Source organism: Caulobacter hibisci, from assembly GCF_016135805.1.
GTDB lineage: Bacteria > Pseudomonadota > Alphaproteobacteria > Caulobacterales > Caulobacteraceae > Caulobacter > Caulobacter hibisci.
In genome coordinates this window covers 118,665-136,836 of sequence record NZ_JADWOX010000013.1, presented here as the reverse complement: position 1 = coordinate 136,836, position 18,172 = coordinate 118,665, and the positions used below count along the sequence as shown (strand labels likewise).

Annotated in this window: 16 protein-coding genes; 11 read left to right on the top strand and 5 right to left on the bottom strand. The window is 69.0% G+C overall.

The genetic code is table 11. The features are described from left to right. Positions 1 to 23: 23 nt before the first annotated feature. The 4 genes from I4Q42_RS17810 to rnr all read left to right on the top strand — a co-directional run bounded on the left by I4Q42_RS17810 (position 24) and on the right by rnr (position 7,338). Complete coding sequence (locus tag I4Q42_RS17810; protein ID WP_198577433.1) at positions 24 to 1,694, top strand: M61 family metallopeptidase; 1,671 nt, start codon at positions 24 to 26, stop codon at positions 1,692 to 1,694. Positions 1,695 to 1,840: 146 nt separating this feature from the next. Continuing rightward, positions 1,841 to 4,510 carry a type I DNA topoisomerase gene (gene topA / locus I4Q42_RS17805; RefSeq protein WP_198577432.1) on the top strand — a complete coding sequence of 890 codons (2,670 nt, stop codon included), beginning with the start codon at positions 1,841 to 1,843 and terminating at the stop codon, positions 4,508 to 4,510. 32 nt (positions 4,511 to 4,542) lie between these two features. Continuing rightward, complete coding sequence (locus I4Q42_RS17800; RefSeq protein ID WP_198577431.1) at positions 4,543 to 4,920, top strand: hypothetical protein; 378 nt, start codon at positions 4,543 to 4,545, stop codon at positions 4,918 to 4,920. A 45-nt stretch (positions 4,921 to 4,965) separates the two neighbouring features. After that, positions 4,966 to 7,338, top strand: coding sequence for a ribonuclease R (gene rnr / locus I4Q42_RS17795; protein WP_198577430.1), 2,373 nt, complete (start codon positions 4,966 to 4,968; stop codon positions 7,336 to 7,338). A 168-nt stretch (positions 7,339 to 7,506) separates the two neighbouring features. Here the strand turns inward: rnr and I4Q42_RS17790 are convergent, their stop codons facing one another. From I4Q42_RS17790 to I4Q42_RS17780, 3 genes are all read right to left on the bottom strand, one after another. Further along, on the bottom strand, positions 7,507 to 7,743 hold the full coding sequence (locus I4Q42_RS17790; RefSeq protein WP_198577429.1) for a DUF2164 domain-containing protein: 237 nt from the start codon (positions 7,741 to 7,743) through the stop codon (positions 7,507 to 7,509). Positions 7,744 to 7,745: 2 nt separating this feature from the next. Next, positions 7,746 to 8,681 carry an ornithine carbamoyltransferase gene (gene argF, locus I4Q42_RS17785; protein WP_198577428.1) on the bottom strand — a complete coding sequence of 312 codons (936 nt, stop codon included), beginning with the start codon at positions 8,679 to 8,681 and terminating at the stop codon, positions 7,746 to 7,748. A 76-nt stretch (positions 8,682 to 8,757) separates the two neighbouring features. Then, the gene (locus tag I4Q42_RS17780; RefSeq protein ID WP_198577427.1) at positions 8,758 to 9,972 is read right to left on the bottom strand and encodes an aspartate aminotransferase family protein; all 1,215 of its coding nucleotides are present in this window, start codon (positions 9,970 to 9,972) and stop codon (positions 8,758 to 8,760) included. Between the two features lie 215 nt (positions 9,973 to 10,187). On the opposite strand from I4Q42_RS17780, the gene I4Q42_RS17775 reads away from it, so the two are divergent. After that, positions 10,188 to 10,595 (top strand): YbaY family lipoprotein, encoded by a 408-nt coding sequence (locus I4Q42_RS17775; RefSeq protein ID WP_198577426.1) that lies wholly within the window; start codon positions 10,188 to 10,190, stop codon positions 10,593 to 10,595. A gap of 178 nt (positions 10,596 to 10,773) precedes the next feature. Here I4Q42_RS17775 and I4Q42_RS17770 read toward each other — a convergent pair whose 3' ends face one another. Continuing rightward, positions 10,774 to 11,595, bottom strand: coding sequence for an ABC transporter permease (locus I4Q42_RS17770; RefSeq protein ID WP_198577425.1), 822 nt, complete (start codon positions 11,593 to 11,595; stop codon positions 10,774 to 10,776). Between the two features lie 240 nt (positions 11,596 to 11,835). Between I4Q42_RS17770 and gcrA the strand changes: the two genes are divergently transcribed. The 6 genes from gcrA to I4Q42_RS17740 all read left to right on the top strand — a co-directional run bounded on the left by gcrA (position 11,836) and on the right by I4Q42_RS17740 (position 17,064). After that, positions 11,836 to 12,366 (top strand): cell cycle sigma 70 cofactor GcrA, encoded by a 531-nt coding sequence (gene gcrA / locus I4Q42_RS17765; protein WP_198577424.1) that lies wholly within the window; start codon positions 11,836 to 11,838, stop codon positions 12,364 to 12,366. A gap of 93 nt (positions 12,367 to 12,459) precedes the next feature. Next, positions 12,460 to 13,998, top strand: coding sequence for an exodeoxyribonuclease VII large subunit (gene xseA, locus I4Q42_RS17760; RefSeq protein WP_198577455.1), 1,539 nt, complete (start codon positions 12,460 to 12,462; stop codon positions 13,996 to 13,998). 27 nt (positions 13,999 to 14,025) lie between these two features. Then, the gene (locus I4Q42_RS17755) at positions 14,026 to 14,244 is read left to right on the top strand and encodes a DUF2093 domain-containing protein (protein WP_110119052.1); all 219 of its coding nucleotides are present in this window, start codon (positions 14,026 to 14,028) and stop codon (positions 14,242 to 14,244) included. After that, complete coding sequence (locus I4Q42_RS17750; protein ID WP_198577454.1) at positions 14,223 to 15,083, top strand: M23 family metallopeptidase; 861 nt, start codon at positions 14,223 to 14,225, stop codon at positions 15,081 to 15,083. Before I4Q42_RS17755 ends, I4Q42_RS17750 begins: the two co-directional genes overlap by 22 nt. A gap of 104 nt (positions 15,084 to 15,187) precedes the next feature. Then, the gene (locus tag I4Q42_RS17745; RefSeq protein WP_198577423.1) at positions 15,188 to 15,694 is read left to right on the top strand and encodes a response regulator; all 507 of its coding nucleotides are present in this window, start codon (positions 15,188 to 15,190) and stop codon (positions 15,692 to 15,694) included. 176 nt (positions 15,695 to 15,870) lie between these two features. Next, entirely contained in the window at positions 15,871 to 17,064 is a 1,194-nt protein-coding gene (locus I4Q42_RS17740) for a glycosyltransferase family protein (protein ID WP_198577422.1), read from the top strand. Between the two features lie 3 nt (positions 17,065 to 17,067). On the opposite strand, the gene I4Q42_RS17735 is transcribed toward I4Q42_RS17740, so the two are convergent. Beyond that, on the bottom strand, positions 17,068 to 18,003 hold the full coding sequence (locus tag I4Q42_RS17735; RefSeq protein ID WP_198577421.1) for a lysophospholipid acyltransferase family protein: 936 nt from the start codon (positions 18,001 to 18,003) through the stop codon (positions 17,068 to 17,070). Positions 18,004 to 18,172 lie beyond the last annotated feature (169 nt).

Below are 18,172 nucleotides of genomic sequence, written 5' to 3'. Positions count from 1 at the left end.
TGATTTCGAGGATTTCTGGTGCTTTGGCGGCGCTGTTCGTTTTCACGGCTCCGGCGCTGGCCGAGCCGAAATTGAAGCCCGCGCCGGTCGCCTACGCCGTCTCGCCGATCATGGACGGCCAGGACCTGACGGGGCTGCGGATCACTGCGACCTTCAAGGCCGACGCCGACGGCGAAACCCGCCTGTCCCTGCCCCACAACTGGATGGGTCGGAAGGAAATCTGGCGCAACCTGTCGAACCTGACGGTCGAGGGAGCGGACTCGATCGTCGAGGACACGCCCAAGGAGCGAATCGTACGCTCGAAGCCCGGGCGCAGGCTGGTGCTGCGCTACACCGTCCGTGACACGCTGGGTCGCGACCCGGGCCAGTCCGACGGCTATCCCAGCGAACCGTGGGTCCGCCCGTCGTGGTTTTATGTAGACGGCGCCAGCGCCTTGGTCGTCATCGACGGCCGCGAGGACGGTCCCGGTTCATTCGACTGGGGCAAGGACTGGCCAAAGGACTTCAAGCTGGCCAGCAATCTCGAAGACGCCGCCGACTGGACGGGCGATCTGCGCCACAGCGTCTTCATGGGCGGGCGTGACGTCAAAATCATCCGCTCCGGCCCCGTCCGTCTGGCCATCCGGGGAACCTACGCCTTCGCCGAGGCGGACCTGGCCCGCGAACTGGAAGCCATACTGGCCGCCGAGCGCGGCTTCTTCGGCGACAACCAGAAGCGGCCGTTCCTGGTGACCGCCCAGAGCCTGAAGCCGGAGAACGCCGCCGCCTTCCACGGCACGGGCAAGGAACAGGCCTTCGCCATGGTCACGACCTCGAACATGACGCTGGAGGACATGCGCGTGCTGCTGGCGCACGAAATCTTCCACGCCTGGAATCCCAGCCGCCTGGGCCAGGCCTTCGGCCCGCGAGGCTACTGGTTCAGCGAGGGCTTCACCGACTTCTACGCCCGCCGGCTGCTGGCGCGCACGCGCCTGATGACGCCGGCGGGCTTCACCGCCGCTTGGAACGAAACGCTGAAGGCCTATGGGACCTCGCCGGTCATCGCCATGCCCAACAAGGAGGCGGCGGAGAAGTTCTGGACCGAGCCCGGCGTCGACCAGCTGGCCTATCAGCGCGGATCGCTGCTGGCGGCGATCTGGGACGCCAGGCTGCGCCAGGCCGGATCGAGCCTCGACCAGGTGCTGCGCGACCAGGCCGCGGGCCGCGACGCCAAGCCGGAGGCCACGATGCTGGCCGCCTTCATCGACGCCGCCAGGGCGCGCGGGCTGAACGTCGCCGACGACATCGAAGCCCATGTCGCCCTGGGCGCGCCGATCAGGCTGCCCTCGGCCGCCTTCCTGCCCTGCGCCCGCGTCGAACAGGCGACGACGCCGACCTTCGACCGCGGCTTCGAGCCCAGCGTGGACGACAAGGGGACGATGAGCGTCGCCGACCTGCGCGAGACCAGCGCCGCCTATCGCGCCGGCCTGCGCAACGGCATGATCATCGTCGAGCGCCGCAAGGGCCGCGGCGGCGACGCGAGCATTCCCTACGAACTGGTCGTGCGGACCGGCGACGGCCCGACGCAGGTGGTGACGTTCCTGCCGCAAGGCGACGGCGTCGAGACCTATCAGCGTCTCGTCCTGACGCCGGAGGCCGAGCGCGATCCCGGCCTGTGCGATTTCCGACAAGGACCTCCGCGCCCCTCTCTCTAAAGAGAGAGGTCGACAGGCGAGACATCGGCAATTGCGAAGGTTCGCACAGCCGCCGTTGACATTGTCATAGGCTCGCCCCCACTTTCCGGCGCTCGCCCCCTGGTTCGCCCGGAAGGCGATCCAACCTCCCCTAGCCCAGAGTCGTAATGAACGTCGTCGTCGTCGAGAGCCCGGCCAAGGCCAAGACCATCAACAAGTACCTCGGGTCCGACTACACGGTTCTGGCCTCCTATGGGCATATCCGCGACCTGCCGTCGAAGGACGGCTCGGTCGAGCCGGACAACGACTTCACGATGAGCTGGGAGGTCGACGCCAAGTCGTCCAAGCGCGTGTCCGACATCGTCGACGCGCTGAAGAAGGCCGACCGCCTGATCCTCGCCACCGACCCGGATCGCGAAGGGGAAGCGATCAGCTGGCACGTGCTCGAGGTGCTGAACAAGAAGAAGGCGCTGAAGGACAAGTCCATCCAGCGCGTGACCTTCAACGCCATCACCAAGACCTCGGTCCTGGAGGCGATGGCCAATCCGCGCGACCTCGACATGGAGCTGGTCGAGGCCTACCTCGCCCGCCGCGCTCTGGACTATCTGGTCGGCTTCACCCTTTCGCCCGTCCTGTGGCGCAAGCTGCCCGGTTCGCGTTCGGCCGGCCGCGTGCAGTCGGTCTGCCTGCGCCTGATCGTCGACCGCGAACTGGAGATCGAGCGCTTCAAGACCCAGGAATACTGGAGCGTCGACGCCGACGTCTCGGCCGGCGCCGACCCGTTCCTGGCTCGCCTGGTCAAGCACGAGGGCAAGAAGCTCACCAAGTTCGACCTGGGCAACGAGGCCTCGGCCCTGGCCGCCAAGGCCGCCGTGACCAGCGCCGTGTTCAAGGTCGTCGCCGTCGAGAAGAAGCCCGGCAAGCGCTCGCCCGCCCCGCCCTTCACCACCTCGACCCTGCAGCAGGAAGCCGCCCGCAAGCTGGGCTTTTCCGCCCAGCGCACCATGCAGGCCGCCCAGAAGCTGTATGAAGGCATCGACATCGGCGGCGAGACCGTCGGTCTGATCACCTACATGCGGACCGACGGCGTGTCGGTGGAGCCCGAAGGCATCGCCGAGGCGCGCAGCGTCATCGGCAACGTCTACGGCGCACCCTACGTCCCCGAGAGCCCGCGCTACTACAAGGCCAAGGCCAAGAACGCCCAGGAGGCCCACGAAGCCATCCGGCCGACCAGCCTGAACCGCAACCCCGGTTCGCTGCGCCTGGATCCGGATCTGGGCCGCCTGTACGAGCTGATCTGGAAGCGGATGATCGCTTCGCAGATGGAAAGCGCCCGCATCGAGCGCACCACCGTCGACCTGGAAAGCGCCGACGGCCAGACCGGCATGCGCGCCACCGGCCAGGTGGTGTTGTTCCCCGGCTATCTGGCCGTCTACGAGGAAGGCCGCGACGACGAGGGCGACGAAGACAGCGCCCGCCTGCCGGTGATCGAGGAAGGCGCAACCGCCAAGGTCATCGAGGCCCGCGCCGACCAGCACTTCACCGAACCGCCCCCGCGCTATTCCGAAGCCAGCCTCGTCAAGAAGATGGAAGAGCTGGGCATCGGCCGTCCGTCGACCTACGCCTCGGTCCTGACCGTGCTGCGCGACCGCGAATACGTGAAGATGGAGAAGCAGCGCTTCATCCCCGAGGACAAGGGCCGCCTGGTCACCGCGTTCCTCGAGCAGTTCTTCCGCCGCTACGTGGAGTACGACTTCACCGCCGCCCTGGAAGAAAAGCTCGACCTGGTTTCGGACGGCAAGCTCGACTGGAAGGAATTCCTGCGCGAGTTCTGGAAGGACTTCCACGCCGCCGTCGGTGAGATCGCCGAACTGCGCACCACAAACGTGCTCGACGCGCTGAACGACGCCCTGGGCCCGCACATCTTCCCCGACCGGGGCGATGGCTCGAACCCGCGCACCTGCCCGACCTGCGGCACGGGACAACTGTCGCTGAAGACCGGCAAGTTCGGCGCCTTCATCGGCTGCTCGAACTATCCGGAATGCCGCTACACGCGCCAACTTGGCGTGTCGGAAGGCGACGGCGACGCCGAGAGCGCCGACAAGGACCTGGGGATCAATCCCGCCACCGGCCGCGCCGTGTGGCTGAAGAACGGCCGCTTCGGCCCCTATGTCGAGGAAGTGGCGGCGGAAGGCGAAAAGCCCAAGCGCTCCAGCCTGCCCAAGGGCTGGACGCCGGCGGCGCTGGATCTTGAAAAGGCCCTGCGCCTGCTGTCGCTGCCGCGCGAGGTGGGCCTGCACCCCGATGACGGCAAGCCGATCACGGCGGGCCTGGGGCGCTTTGGGCCGTTCGTGCTGCACGACGGCACCTACGCCAATCTGGAGAACGCCGACGAGGTGTTCGACGTCGGTCTCAACCGCGCCGTCGCCGTCCTGGCTGACAAGCGGGCCGGCGGCGGGCGTCCGCAGCGCGCGGCCGCGGCGGCCCTGGCCGAGCTGGGCGCCCACCCGGAGGACGGCAAGCCGGTGCGGGTGCTGTCGGGGCGCTTTGGCCCCTACATCAAGCATGGCGACACCAACGCCAACGTGCCCAAGGGCGCGGATCCGGCGGCCCTGACCCTGGCCGAGGCCGTGACCCTGCTGGCCGAACGCGTCGCCAAGGGCGGCGGCAAGAAGCCTGCGAAGAAGGCGGCCGCGCCGAAGAAGGCTTCGACCAAGGCCGCGAAAGCCGAGGGCGACGAGGCCGAGGCCAAGCCGAAGAAGGCGGCGGCGAAGAAGCCTGCCGCCAAGAAGCCGGCCGCGAAAAAGGCGCCGGCAAAGGCCAAGACCGAGGCGTGACGGCAGGTAGTCGGGGGGAGTAGACTTTGGCCATGACCACGCTCGAACGTCCTCTGCCGCTGCCGCTGGTGGTGGTGCTGCTCTCGGCGGTCAGCGTCGTGGGCTTCGTGATGGGGCTGCGCGGCGTGCTCGACACCGGCAAGCCGGCGGACGCGGTCTCGACCGCGCCGCTGGCCGAGGTCTCGGGCGTGCCGATCAAGGACGCCCTGCCGGCCGCGCTCGAGGTGGAGGCCCCACCGCCCCCGCCGCCCGCGCCAAAGGCCGAAGAGACCGCGCCGACGGAAGCCGCCGCTGCCGCCCCGCCGGTGATCGAAGCCCCGCCTGCGCCGGTGACGCCGGCTCCAGCCGAGAAGAAGCCCGAGGTCCCGCCAGCCCAGCAGGCGCCGCAGCGGATCGAGGACCTGTACTAGGTTCTCCTCGTTTCCTTCGCCCGGGAAACGGCTTAGACGGGGGACATGGCCAAACCTCGCCTTCCCAAGTCCGCTTCCCCGAAGTCCGCGCGCGCCAAGGCGGGCTCGCCCAAGACCGCGCCGCCGAAGCTGCCGTCGAAGGCCCGGCCGCCCGCCGGCCTGCCCGACAAGGAGACCCTGCTGGCGTTCCTGCGTGACGCCGGCGAGGCCGCCAAGGCCGACATCGCCCGCCACTTTGGCCTGAAGGGCGGCGATCGCCGCGCCCTGCGCGAGATGATCCGCGAGATGGAAGCCCAAGGCCAGCTGGGCAAGCGCGGCCGCCGCGGCTTCGCCGAGGCAGGCTCCCTGCCCCCCGTCGGCGTCGTCGACGTGGTCGAGCGCGACGGCGACGGCGACCTGTTCGTCAAGCTGACCAAGGGCGACGACGACGTCGCCCCGGTGCGCCTGGCTCCCGACCGCAACGAGGCCGCCGCCGGCGCACCGGGCCTGGGCGACCGCCTGCTGGTCCGCTTCGAGAAGCTGGAAAGCGGCGAGTACGAGGCCCGGCTGATCAAGCGCCTGGGCCAGAGCGCCCACAAGGTGCTGGGCGTGGTGCGCAAGCAGCGCCGCGAGATCCGCGTCGAGCCCGTCGATCGCAAGTCCAAGGACAGCTACGTCCTCGACCCAGCCCAGCCCGGGGTGATGGATCTGCGCGAAGGCGACCTTGTGGTCGTGCAGCAGGCCGGCCATGCCGGCCGCTACGGTCCCAAGCCCTGCCGCGTGCTGGAGACGGTCGGCCACGAGGAAGACCCTCGCGCCGCCTCGCTGATCGCCATCCATAGCCACGGCATCCCGACCGGCTTCTCCGAGGCGGCCGAGGAAGAGGCCGCGGCCGCCAAGCCGCCGACGCTGGAGGGCCGTGAGGACCTGCGCGACCTGCCGTTCGTGACCATAGATCCGGTGGACGCCCGCGACCACGACGACGCCGTCTACGCCCATCCCGACGAGGACGAGCACAACAAGGGCGGCTGGATCGTCTGGGTGGCCATCGCCGACGTCGCCGCCTATGTGCGCCCGGGCTCGGCCCTGGACCGCGACGCCCGCGACAAGGGCAACAGCGTATACTTCCCCGACCGGGTGGAGCCGATGCTGCCCGAGACCCTGTCGAACGGCCTGTGCAGCCTGCGTGAAGGCGAGAACCGCGCGACCCTGGCCGTGCGGATGGTGTTCGACAAGTCGGGCCGCAAGAAGAGCCACCGCTTCGTGCGCGGCCTGATGCGCTCGGCCGCCAAGCTCTCCTACGAACAGGCCCAGGCCGCCATCGACGGCACGCCGCCGCCGGCCGGCCAGGATCCAGACAAGGCCCCGCCGCTGCTCGATCCGATCCTGAAGCCCCTGTGGGAGGCCTTCCGCCTGATGGGCAAGGGCCGCGAGCAGCGCTCGCCCCTGGCCATCGAAAGCGACGAGCGCCGCATCGTCATCACCAAGGCCGGCGAGATCGCCTCGATCACCCGCCGCGCCAGCCTCGAGGCCCACAAGCTGATCGAGGAGATGATGATCCAGGCCAACGTCTCGGCCGCCGAGAGCCTGGAAGCCAAGCGCACGCCGCTGATCTATCGCGTGCACGACACCCCCAGCCTGGAGAAGGTGCAGAACCTCGCCGACTTCCTGCACACCCTGGAGATCCGCTGGAACAAGGGCGAGGCCCCGCAGACCGCGCGCTTCAACCAGCTGCTGGCCGAGACCCGCGAGAGCCCGCACGCGGCGATCATCAACGAGGTGGTCCTGCGCACCCAGATGCAGGCCCACTATTCGAGCGACAACATCGGCCACTTCGGCCTGAACCTGGCCAAGTACGCCCACTTCACCAGCCCGATCCGGCGCTATGCCGACCTGATCGTGCACCGGGCGCTGATCCGCGCCCTGGGGCTGGGCGACGATGGTTTGACCGACCAGGACATCGCCCGCATCAAGGACACCGCCGAGGTCATCACCCACGCCGAGCGCCGGGCCATGGCCGCCGAGCGCGACGCCACCGACCGCTACATCGCCTCGTTCCTGGCCGACCGCGTCGGCGCGACCTTCGCCGGCCGCATCACCGGCGTCACGCGTTTCGGCCTGTTCGTGAAGCTGGACGAGACCGGCGCCGACGGCCTGGTGCCGATCTCGGGCCTGGGCGAGGAGTTCTTCGTCCACGACGAGAAGCTGCACTCCCTGGTCGGCGAGCGCACCGGCAAGCGCTGGCCGCTGGGCCTGTCGGTCGAGATCCGCCTGCGCGAGGCCACCCCGGTGACCGGCGGCCTGCTGTTCGAGATGCTCAGCGATCCCGTGCCGGCCGATCCGAACCTGCCGCGGCCGCGGCTCGGGGCAAGGCGGCAGGCGGCGATCAAGCCGCGTGGCGGGCTGCCGAAGGGCGTGCGGCGGGGCAAGCGGCGCTAGCTTCCTTCTCCCCTTGCGGGAGAAGGTGTCAGCGAAGCTGACGGATGAGGGGTCGCCCCCACGAAAAACGCCGCGACAGCTGATCGGCTGTCGCGGCGTCTTGCTTTTGAGAGACCCCTCACCCGACCTCGCGTCGCGAGGCCACCCTCTCCCGCAAGGGGAGAGGGATCAGTCCAAGGGCTTCTCGATCTCGTAGACCACGTCGTCGAGCTTCTGCAGCATCAGGGTCTGCGCGTCGCGGACGCCCTGGTTGAAGAAGGCCGGCCCCAGGGTCTCGCCGATGAAGTCGAGCAAAAACCCCGCCTCCAGGCCGCTGACCGGCCGATCGAGCTCGTCGCGCATGTAGAGCGTCAGCTTGCGCAGGGCCGCCTCGCGGACGGCCTTGTCGAGCTCGATCTTCGCCATGATCAGCCGATCGCGCCCAGGCACCAGGCCAGGACGGACTTCTGGGCGTGGATGCGGTTCTCGGCCTCGTCCCAAGCCAGGGAGCGCGGGCCGTCGAGCACGGCGTCGGTGACTTCCTCGCCGCGGTGGGCCGGCAGGCAGTGCAGGAACACGCCGTCGGGCTTGGACAGGTCCATCAGGGCGTCGTCGACCTGGTACGGCTCGAGCGCCTTCAGGCGCTCGTCGTGGTCGGTGTCGCCCATCGAGACCCAGGTGTCGGCCACGACCACGTCGGCGCCGCGCACGGCTTCCTTGGGATCGTCGGTCATCGACACCTTGGCGCCGAGACCCTCGGCGCGGGCCAAGTCGTGCAGGTCGGCGTGATAGACGCTCGGGCAAGCGATCTTCAGCTCGAATCCCAGCAGCGGGGCGGCGTGGATGAAGCTGGAACAGACATTGTTGCCGTCGCCGACCCAGGCGATGGTCTTGCCGCCGATGTCGCCGCGATGCTCCTCGATGGTGAGGATGTCGGCCATGATCTGGCAGGGGTGGCTCTTGTCGGTCAGGCCGTTGATCACCGGCACGGTCGAGACCTGGGCGAAGCGCTCGACATCGGCGTGGAGGTTGGCGCGGATCATCACCGCGTCGACCATGCGCGACAGCACCTTGGCGGTGTCCTCGATGGTCTCACCGCGACCCAGCTGCATGTCGCCCGAGGTCGAGATGATCGCCGCCCCGCCCAACTGGCGCATGGCGGCGTCGAACGAGAAGCGGGTGCGGGTCGAGTTCTTCTGGAAGATCATCGACAGCACGTGATCCTTGGCCGGCGCGTCGGCGTCGACGCGGCCCTTGGGCCAGCCCTTGCGTGCGGTCTTGCGGGCCTTGGCGTCCTCCAGGATCAGGCGCAGCGTGGCGCCGTCGAGCTTCCAGAGGTCGATGAAATGGCGGGGGGCGGTCATTGCAGGCCACCTTTCCGGAATGAGCTGAAGTGGACGCCCCCGCCGGATAGGCGGAGGCGTCGGGTCAGGGATGCGATCAGGCGGCCGCTTGAGCGCGGACGACCTCGCAGGTCTTTTCGAGCTTGGCCACGGCTTCCTGGGCCTCGGCCAGCGTCAGGTTCAGCGGCGGCAGCAGGCGCACGCAGTTGTCGCCGCCACCGGCCACCAGAAGCTTCTGGTCGCGGGCCAGGGCCATGAACTCGCGGTTGTTCGAGGCCAGCTTGATGCCGATCAGCAGGCCCTTGCCGCGCACGTCGAGCACGACGTCCGGGAAGCGGTCCTTCAGGCCGTTCAGTTGCTGGGTGAAGTAGCCGGCGATGGTCTTCACGTTATCGAGGATCTCGGGCGTGTTGATGGCATCGAAGGCCGCCGTGCCGACCGCCATGGCCAGCGGGTTGCCGCCGTAGGTCGAGCCGTGGGTGCCAGGCGTCATGCCCTTGGCGCCCTCGTGGGTGGCCAGGCAGGCGCCGACCGGGAAGCCGCCGCCCAGGGCCTTGGCCACGCACATGATGTCGGGCTCGGCGCCGTCCGCCCACTCATGGGCGAAGAGCTTGCCGGTCCGGCCCATGCCGCTCTGCACCTCGTCGAAGATCAGCAGGATACCGGCTTCGCGGGTGATCTCGCGCAGTTCGACCAGCTGGGCCTCGGTCAGGGACCGCGCCCCGCCCTCGCCCTGCACGGGCTCGATGATGACGCCGGCCGTGGTCGGGCCGATGGCGGCCTTCAGGGCCTCCAGGTCGCCGAACGGCAGCTGGATGAAGCCCGGCAGGCGCGGGCCGAAGCCGTCGAGATAGCCGGCGTTGCCCGAGGCGTTGACCGCCGCGTACGAGCGGCCGTGGAACGAGCCGTCGAAGCCGATGATGTCGATGCGATCCGGATTGCCGGCCACCGCGTGATAGCGGCGGGCGGCCTTCAGGGCGCACTCGATCGCCTCGGTGCCCGAGTTGGTGAAGAACACCACGTCGGCGAAGGTGGCCGCGCACAGCTTGTCGGCCAGCACTTCCTGCTCGGGGATCGTGTAGATGTTGGAGACGTGCCAGAGCTTCTCGCCCTGGGTCTTCAGCGCCTCGACCAGGGTCGGGTGAGCATGGCCCAGGCCGCAGGTGGCGATGCCCGCCACGCAGTCCAGGTACTCCTCGCCGGTGGTCGAGAACAGTCGCGCGCCTCGGCCTCGCTCGAACGCCAGCGGGGCGCGGCTGTAGACGCCCATGATGTGGTGTTGCGAGGGGTTCGACGACGTCGCAGTGCTCAAAGCGGCCTCCCAAAAGGCAAGAAGCCCCCGGGCTTTCGCGCGGGGACTGGAAGGCCCGACGTTGTCGGCGGGAAGCCCCGCCCTGTCAATGAAATGACTGTGAATTTTGCGCGTGCGGGACCTGGCGGACACACCCTGGCGGCGCGGGACCGCTAACTTGCCGCCGCCGGACAATCCGTCCTAAGCCTTGGGCCGAGATGTTCGGAGGATCCGCGATGAAGGCCGTTCTGCCCCTGGCTCTGCTGACCCTGGCCGCCCTGCCCGGCTGCGCCTCGGCGCCGGCCCCGCCCGCCGCCGCGAGCGTCACCGGAACCGTGGTCTGGCGCGAGCGGATCCTGCTGCCGCCGACGACCAGGGTGATCGTGCGCCTGCAGGACGTCAGCCTGGCCGACGCGCCCGCCAAGGTGCTGGCCGAGGACGTCCTCGAAGGCGTCCACGCCCCGCCGGCGGCCTTCAAGCTGGCCTATGATCCCAAGGCGATCGTCCCGAACCACCGCTATTCGGTGTCGGCGCGGGTCGAGGTCGAGGGCCAGCTGCGCTTCATCAACGACACCCACATCGCGGTGATCAACGACGGGCCGGTGAGCGGGGTAGAGGTGCTGGTAAAGGGCGTGGGGCGGTAGGCAGCGACGGCAATCCCTCCTCCCGTCATTCCCGCCCTTGTGGCGGGAAACCCTGGTTCCGCTCGCACATGAAGCGCAAGCGCGTGCCTAGCACGCCGCCACTACCGCCCTTGCGGCTGACGGAGGGGTTCCCGCCACAAGGGCGGGAATGACGGGAGAAGAGATAGGGAGAGAGCCTTCAGCTCTTCAGGCGGTACCCGCTGCGGAACAGCGCCCAGCACCACAGGAAGAGGCCGACGGTCAGCACGGCCGTGACCACGACACCGATGGCGATGGAGCCGTCGGCGTGGCCGATGAAGCCGTAGCGGAAGCCGTCGATCAGGTAGAAGAACGGGTTGAAGTGGCTGGCCGTGCGGAACGGCTCGGGCAGCTTGTCGACCAGGTAGAAGGTGCCCGACAGGAAGGTCATCGGCATGATGGCGAAGTTGGTCACCGCCGCCAGCTGGTCGAACTTCTCGGCCCACAGGCCGGCCAGAACGCCGGCCATGCCCAGGATCACCGCCGCGCCGACCGCGAAATAGAGGATCGCCCACAGGTGCGAGATCTGCAGGCCCGCGCCCGGCAGCACGCCGATCACGGCCGCCGTCACCGCGCCGACCACCACGCCGCGGGTCGCCGCGCCGAGGCCGAAGGCGGCCACCTGTTCCAGCGGGGTCAGGGGCGGGGTCAGAAAGTCCGAGGTCAGGCCCATCATCTTGGCCTGGATCAGCGACGAGGACGAATTGGCGAAGGCGTTGTTGAGCACCGCCATCATGATCAGGCCCGGAGCCACGAAATGTCCGAAGGTCACGCCCTCGACGGCCGGACGGCTGGCGCCGACCGCGACCACGAACACCAGCATGTAGAGCAGCGTGGTGACCACCGGGGCGGCCACGGTCTGCATGCCCACCTTCCAGAACCGGCGGATCTCGCGCTGATAGAGGGTGAGGAACCCGCTCCAGTTCCAGCCGTGATAATCGCGCGGCTGCGGCGGAACGACGCTGTCTGCCATGTCTCTCATCGGCCTGATCCTGGAAATTCCTTCGCCATGTGCGCCAGGGAGGGGTCGGGCGCAAGCGTCCCGCTTCGAGAATCAATATATTGTTTCTGTGGACAGACTACCGGGCGCCTATTGTGCGCCTTAACGCATTCTTTACACTATGTGGTAGGTCAGCCGCCGGCGGGGCGGTCTGTACACCAGATGTAGGGTCATGGCGAGGTGGGGTTCTCGTCGTGGCGCCTTTTTAAGGCGGAGAAGGCCATGAGCTGGACTGACGAACGGGTCTCCACCCTGAAGAAGCTTTGGCTGGACGGGCTGTCCGCCAGTCAGATCGCCAAACAACTCGGCGGGGTCACCCGCAACGCCGTGATCGGCAAGGTCCATCGCCTGGGCCTGTCGGGTCGCGCCGCGCCGTCGCAGCCTGCGCGCCCGGCCTTCAAGGCCCCGCGTCCGGCTCGCCCGGCCGCCACGGCCATGCCGGCCGCGCCGCGCCGCGTGGTCGCCGCCGAACCGGTCGCCCCGGCCCCGGTTCCGGTCGCCGCCCACCAGCAGCCGTCGGTTCCGGTGCTGCGCAACGAAGCCCCCGGCTCGGCCACCGTGCTGACCCTCGGCGCCCACATGTGCAAGTGGCCGATCGGCGACCCGTCGTCGGACGGCTTCACCTTCTGCGGCCGCCGCTCATCGGAAGGCCCCTATTGCGGCGAACACGCCCGGGTGGCCTACCAGCCGCAGCAGACCAAGAAGAAGGGCGGCGCCACCGAGCTCGCCCGTTCGCTGCGCCGCTACATCTAGCGCCAGCCAAAAAGACAATAAGAGAAGCGTCGCCAAGGCGCTCTCGCCATGCAGCCCTCCCCGTTCCGCGGGGAGGGCTTTATGCTGTATGCGATGACCGACCTCGCCCCCGATTCCAACGCGCCCGCCTATTCCGTCTCGGAACTGGCCTTCGCGCTGAAGCGCACGCTGGAAGACCGCTACGGCTTCGTGCGGCTGCGTGGTGAGCTTTCCAAGGTCACCCACCACTCCAACGGCCACGTCTACCTGACCATCAAGGACGACAAGGCCGCCATCGACGGCGTCGTCTGGAAGGGCAATGTGCGGGGCCTGGGCGTGCGGCCCGAGCACGGGCTCGAGGTCATCGTCACCGGCAAGATCACCACCTATCCGGCCGGTTCGCGCTACCAGATCGTCATCGAAAGCATGGAGGCCGCCGGCGTCGGCGCTCTGCTGGCGCAGCTTGAACGCCTGAAGGCGAAGTTGGCCGGCGAGGGCCTGTTCGCCTCCGAGCGCAAGAAGCCCCTGCCCTCGATGCCGGCCGTGGTCGGGGTGATCACCAGCCCGACCGGCGCGGTGATCCGCGATATCCTGCACCGCATCCGCGACCGCTGGCCCTGCCGCGTCATCGTCTGGCCGGTGGTCGTGCAGGGCGACGCCGCCGCCGGCCAGGTGGCCGGCGCGATCCGGGGCTTCAACGCCCTTACGCCCGGCGGCCCCGTCCCGCGCCCCGACATCCTGATCGTGGCGCGCGGCGGCGGTTCGGTGGAGGACCTCTGGGCCTTCAACGACGAGGCCCTGGCCCGCACGGTGGCCGAGGGGACCATCCCGCTGATCTCGGCCGTCGGCCACGAGACCGACACCACCCTGATCGACTTCGTCTCCGACCGCCGCGCGCCCACCCCGACGGCGGCGGCCGAGATGGCCACGCCCGTGCTGGCCGAGCTGCGGGGCCTGGTCTCCGACTACGACCGCCGCCTGTCGCGCTGCGCCGGCCGGGTGGTGGAAGAGCGCCGCACGCGCCTGCAAGCCGCCGCACGCGGCCTGCCCCGCCCCAACGACCTGCTCGCCCTGGCCCAGCAGCGGTTCGACATCGCCGCCGGCCGGCTGGACGCGGCCCTGGCCCGCAACACCTCGGTCCACGCCCAGGACCTCTTGAAGGTCACCGCCCGCCTGTCGCCCGAGGCCCTGGCCCGCCAGCGCCAGGCCAAGGCCGAGCGCCTGTCGGACCTCTCCCGCCGCCTGGACCTGGCCGCCCGCCGCGCGCCGGAACGCGCCGCCCAGCACGCCCGCCTGCCGGCCCTGTGGGATCGCCTGAACGCCGTCGCTCGCCGCCGCCTCGACCGCGAGGCCGATCGCCTGGCGGGGCTGGACAAGCTGCGCCAGTCGCTGAACCCGGAACGCCCGCTGGAGCTGGGCTTCGCCTTGGTGCGCAAGATGGACGGGACCCTGGCCCGCTCGGCCGCCGACCTGGCCGCCGGCGAGCGTGTGAACCTGAAGTTCAAGCTGGGCGAACGCGACGCGGTGATCGACGGCGAAGGCTCGACGCCGCCGCCGCCTCCGCCCACTCCTGTCGTGCAGGCGGCCCCCAAGCCGGCTCCGCGCCCGAAACCCGCGCCCCCGCCGTCACCCGGCCAGGGCGATCTGTTCTAGTCCCGCGCTTTGGCGTAGAAGAGTCCCATGAACGCTTACGATCGCGACATCGGCAAATCCGGCCTGGCCGTCCTGCACTATGGCGACGGCGACTTCGCCGTGCTCAGCCCCGGCCAGTACGTGGTCTGCGCCGTCACCGGCGCCAAGGTGCCGCTGGAGGCCCTGCGCTACTGGAGCCCCGAGCTGCAGGAAGCCTACGCCACGCCGAAAGAGGCGTTGAAGCGCTGGCAGGAGACCAAGGCCTGAACCGCCGGGGGCTTCTCGCCGTCCTGGTCGGCGCCGCCCTTCCCCTCGCCTTCTCCGCCCGCGCCGCGGCCCCTGGCCTGACGCTGAATGGACGCCTGGAACAGGGCGGCTACGTCGTCGGCCGCACCGCGCCCCGCGCCGACGTGCTGGTGGACGGCGTTTCGGTCACCCAGAGCTCGGCCGACGGCTGGTTCATGGTCGGCTTCGACCGCGACGCCCCTCCGACCGCCGAGATCACGGTGCAGACGCCCGACGGCGCGGCGAGCCACCGCGTGGCGATCGCGCCCGGAACCTTCGACGTCCAGCGCATCGACGGCCTGCCGCCGTCGCAGGTCACGCCGGACGATCCGGCGCTGCTGGCCCGCATCGCCGCCGAGGGCGCGCGCAAGGCTGCGGGCTTTTCCAGCCGCATCGACGGCGACTTCTTCCGCACCGGCTTCATCTGGCCGGTGAAGGCCACGCGCCGCTCCTCCAGCTTCGGCGGCCAGCGCATCCTCAACGGCGAGCCCAAGCGCCCGCACTACGGCGTCGACCTGGCGGCACCGGTCGGAACGCCGGTGGTCGCGCCGGCCGCGGGCGTCGTCGCCTTCGCCGAGACCGGCCTGCACTTCGAGGGCGGCCTGATCCTGATCGACCACGGCCAGGGCCTGATCAGCGCCTATCTGCACCTCTCCCGCGTGGACGTCGCCGCCGGCCAGAGCGTGACGCAAGGACAGCGCATCGGCGCCGTCGGCAAGGAGGGCCGCGCCACCGGTCCCCACCTGTGCTGGCGCCTCAAGTGGCGCGACCGCAACCTCGATCCCAGCCTGTGGGTCGCCGACGCAGGAATGCGACACTGACACCCGCAAACTTGACCATTCGGGAACGGCGCCTATCGACAGCGCTCGCCCATTATGGTTATCCCCAGCCCGCCCTGTTTTTCGCGTATGAGGCGTAAACCCGCATGTCCGCGGTGCTAGACAAGCTCCGTTTCCTTCTGGTGGACGACAACCACCATATGCGGGCCATCGTAAGCACGATCCTGAAGGGCGTGGGCGTGCGTCACGTGCACGAGGCGATCGACGGCGCCGAGGGCCTGCAGATTCTCAAGGATCGTCAGATCGACATCGCCATCGTCGACTTCAAGATGTCGCCGCTGGACGGGGTGCAGTTCACCCAGCTGGTGCGCAATTCGCCCGACAGCACCGACCCGTTCCTGCCGATCATCATGCTGACCGGCTTCGCCGAGCGGCACCGGGTGTTCGAGGCGCGCGACGCCGGGGTCACCGAGATCGTCGTCAAGCCGGTCACGGCCCGCTCGCTGCTCGACCGCATCGACATGGTGATCTTCAAGCCGCGGCCGTTCATCCGCAGCGCCGACTATTTCGGCCCCTGCCGCCGCCGTCGCCAGGACCCGCACTATGGCGGCCCGTTCCGCCGCGGCACCGACCGGAAGGCGATCGAACTCTAAGTCGCCGAGCCGATCTTCAAAACATTTCCACTGCGATCCAAGCTTTTCGATTTCGCTGTATTGCGACATTAAAAGCAATCAGCCCGCGATCCGACTCTCAACCCCACAAACACAACCTAAAGCGGCTCGAATCGACTCAAGGTTCTTTTGAACTTTGACGCGAATTAGAGACCCGCATGAGAATTCTGCTGCTCAAGGGGCAGTCTCAATACGACGCCCTGCGCGTGTTTCTGGACGAGGCCTACGCCGCTCTCATCGCGCTCGGGCACCAGGTCGTCATGTTCGACCTGACCGATCCCGAAGTATTCGCGAGCCTGACCGAACGCGTCCTCGCCCTCGGCCCGTTCGACTTCGCCTTCTCCTACGCCATCGGCGGCGACTGGCGCGCGCCGGATGGGCGCGATCTGGGACAGCTGATTGGCGGCCCGCACATCATCCAGCATGTCGACCATCCGCTGACCCACCTGCGCCGCGTCGGTCGCACCGCGTCCAACGCCGTGATCCTGACCATCGACCAAGGCCATGCCGAGGTGTTGCGGACCGTCTCCGGCGAAAGCCGTTTCGCGCACGTGGGGTTCAATCCGCACGCCGCCCTCGGGCGCGCCGCGCCCTTGCCAGGCGACGCCGAGGCCCATGCGGCGGCGCGACCGACAAGGTTCATGTTCACGGGCAGCAACTATCGCCCGCGCCACAAGCTGTGGGCCGACTTCCCGCCGCAGGTGAGCCGGATCTTCGACGACGCCGCCGATCTGGCGCTGTCGCAGGACTGGATCGCCCCGCACCGAGCCCTCGGCGCCGCCCTGGCCGTGCGCGGACTGGACGCCGACCACAAGGTCGCCAAGGCCCTGATGCCTCATTGCGCCCGCATCCACGAATGGGTGCGGGCCCATCGACGCCAGCAGTTCCTGAGGGCGGCAACGGAGGCGAACCTGCCCCTGACGGTGTTCGGCGCGGGCTACGAGGAGGACCTGCACCTCCATCCCAACATCGATCATCGCGGCCCCGTCGGCTTCGACGAGGTCCTCGCCCAGATGGCCCGCAGCCGCATCGTCCTGAACGTCAACGTCAACTTCGGCGAGGGCAGCCACGAGCGGCCGCTGTGCGCGATGCTGGCCGGCGCGGTCTGCGCCTCCGAGCCGAGCACCTTCTACGACAGCGCCTTCGAGATCGGCCGCGACATGGTCTATTTCCGCTGGTCGAGCCTGGAGGACGACCTGCACCGCCTCGCGGTCCTGGCGGAGGACGCCGATCGGCTGCATGCCATGGCGGTTTCGGCCCAGGCCAAGATCGTCGCCCACCACACCTGGAAGAGCCGCGCCGAACATCTGGTGGCGCTGGTTCACCAACTAGCGCCGCCCGTGGCCGCCTGAGGATCAGGCCTTCGCCGCGTCCCCGGCCAGCAACGCCGCATAGACCTCGTTGGGCCAGCGGCGGTGGACCCAGAACCACTCTTCCGGACGCTCGCGGATGCGGTCTTCCATGAAGGCGTTGATCATCCGCACCCCGGCCTCGATGTCGGCCGTGCGGTCGCCGGTGCTGGGCGGGACGATCGGGTCGTGGACGACGGCGCGGAAGCGCGCGCCCTTGGTGCGCTGCACCGACATCGGCTGCAGCACGGTCCCGAAACGGATCGCCAGCCGGGTCGGCCCCGGCGCGGTGCGGGAGTCGTGGTCGAAGAACGGAGCGGCGACGCCGCCGTTGAACTTCTGGTCGTTCATCAGCGCCACCGACTCGCCGCGCTTCATGGCGTCGAGCAGCTCACGCGCCCCATCGCCACCCTTGGGGGCGAACAGGCGAACGCCGTAGCGGAAGCGGCTCTTCTTGATGCGCTCGTCGATATAGGGGTTGTTGGCCGCCCGGTAGGTCATCTGGCAGGTGACACCGGAGTCGACGATGGCCGCCGGCATCACCTCCCAGTTCGACAGGTGGCCCGAGACGAACACGACCGGCTCGCGGTCGCGGGCGATCTGCGCCAGGCGCTCGACGTTGACCACCTCGACCCGTCCCGTGGAGGGCAGAAGCTTGTCCATCAGCGGAAACTCGCCGAACGTGCGGCCCAGGCCGTCCCACTGCTTGCGCAGCATGTCGGCGCGCCAGGCGGCGTCCTTTTCCGGGAAGGCCAGGCGCAGGTTGCGGTCGGCCACCTTGTGGGCCCCGCTCAGCGGACCGAAGGTGCGACCGAACCAGCCGCCCAGAGCCGAGGCCGCGTCCACGCCCAGCATCCGGAACAGACCCATGAACAGGTCGTAGCCGACGGCCTCGATACGCCAGTACAGATCTTGGGTGCGGGAAGCGCGGTCTTGGGACATCGCCCCTTACTAGAGCGGGACTCGCCGAAACGGAAGTCACCCCAGCGCAACACCCGACCATAAGTCTTTGAATTCGTCTGATTTTATCACCCAGAAATCGCCGCAATCCGGACCATCGCGGCGCGTTTTCAGTGCTTTCAGGCGACTCGGCCTCGCTTGGCGCGCGACT

Excerpts from the sequence above, each read along its gene's own strand:
- I4Q42_RS17740 (WP_198577422.1), top strand. The coding sequence starts at position 15,871 with ATGAGAATTCTGCTGCTCAAGGGGCAGTCTCAATACGACGCCCTGCGC.
- I4Q42_RS17775 (WP_198577426.1), top strand. The coding sequence starts at position 10,188 with ATGAAGGCCGTTCTGCCCCTGGCTCTGCTGACCCTGGCCGCCCTGCCC.
- I4Q42_RS17755 (WP_110119052.1), top strand. The coding sequence starts at position 14,026 with ATGAACGCTTACGATCGCGACATCGGCAAATCCGGCCTGGCCGTCCTG.
- I4Q42_RS17770 (WP_198577425.1), bottom strand. The coding sequence starts at position 11,595 with ATGAGAGACATGGCAGACAGCGTCGTTCCGCCGCAGCCGCGCGATTAT.
- I4Q42_RS17735 (WP_198577421.1), bottom strand. The coding sequence starts at position 18,003 with ATGTCCCAAGACCGCGCTTCCCGCACCCAAGATCTGTACTGGCGTATC.
- rnr (WP_198577430.1), top strand. The coding sequence starts at position 4,966 with ATGGCCAAACCTCGCCTTCCCAAGTCCGCTTCCCCGAAGTCCGCGCGC.
- gcrA (WP_198577424.1), top strand. The coding sequence starts at position 11,836 with ATGAGCTGGACTGACGAACGGGTCTCCACCCTGAAGAAGCTTTGGCTG.
- I4Q42_RS17745 (WP_198577423.1), top strand. The coding sequence starts at position 15,188 with ATGTCCGCGGTGCTAGACAAGCTCCGTTTCCTTCTGGTGGACGACAAC.
- I4Q42_RS17800 (WP_198577431.1), top strand. The coding sequence starts at position 4,543 with ATGACCACGCTCGAACGTCCTCTGCCGCTGCCGCTGGTGGTGGTGCTG.
- argF (WP_198577428.1), bottom strand. The coding sequence starts at position 8,681 with ATGACCGCCCCCCGCCATTTCATCGACCTCTGGAAGCTCGACGGCGCC.
- xseA (WP_198577455.1), top strand. The coding sequence starts at position 12,460 with ATGACCGACCTCGCCCCCGATTCCAACGCGCCCGCCTATTCCGTCTCG.
- topA (WP_198577432.1), top strand. The coding sequence starts at position 1,841 with ATGAACGTCGTCGTCGTCGAGAGCCCGGCCAAGGCCAAGACCATCAAC.
- I4Q42_RS17790 (WP_198577429.1), bottom strand. The coding sequence starts at position 7,743 with ATGGCGAAGATCGAGCTCGACAAGGCCGTCCGCGAGGCGGCCCTGCGC.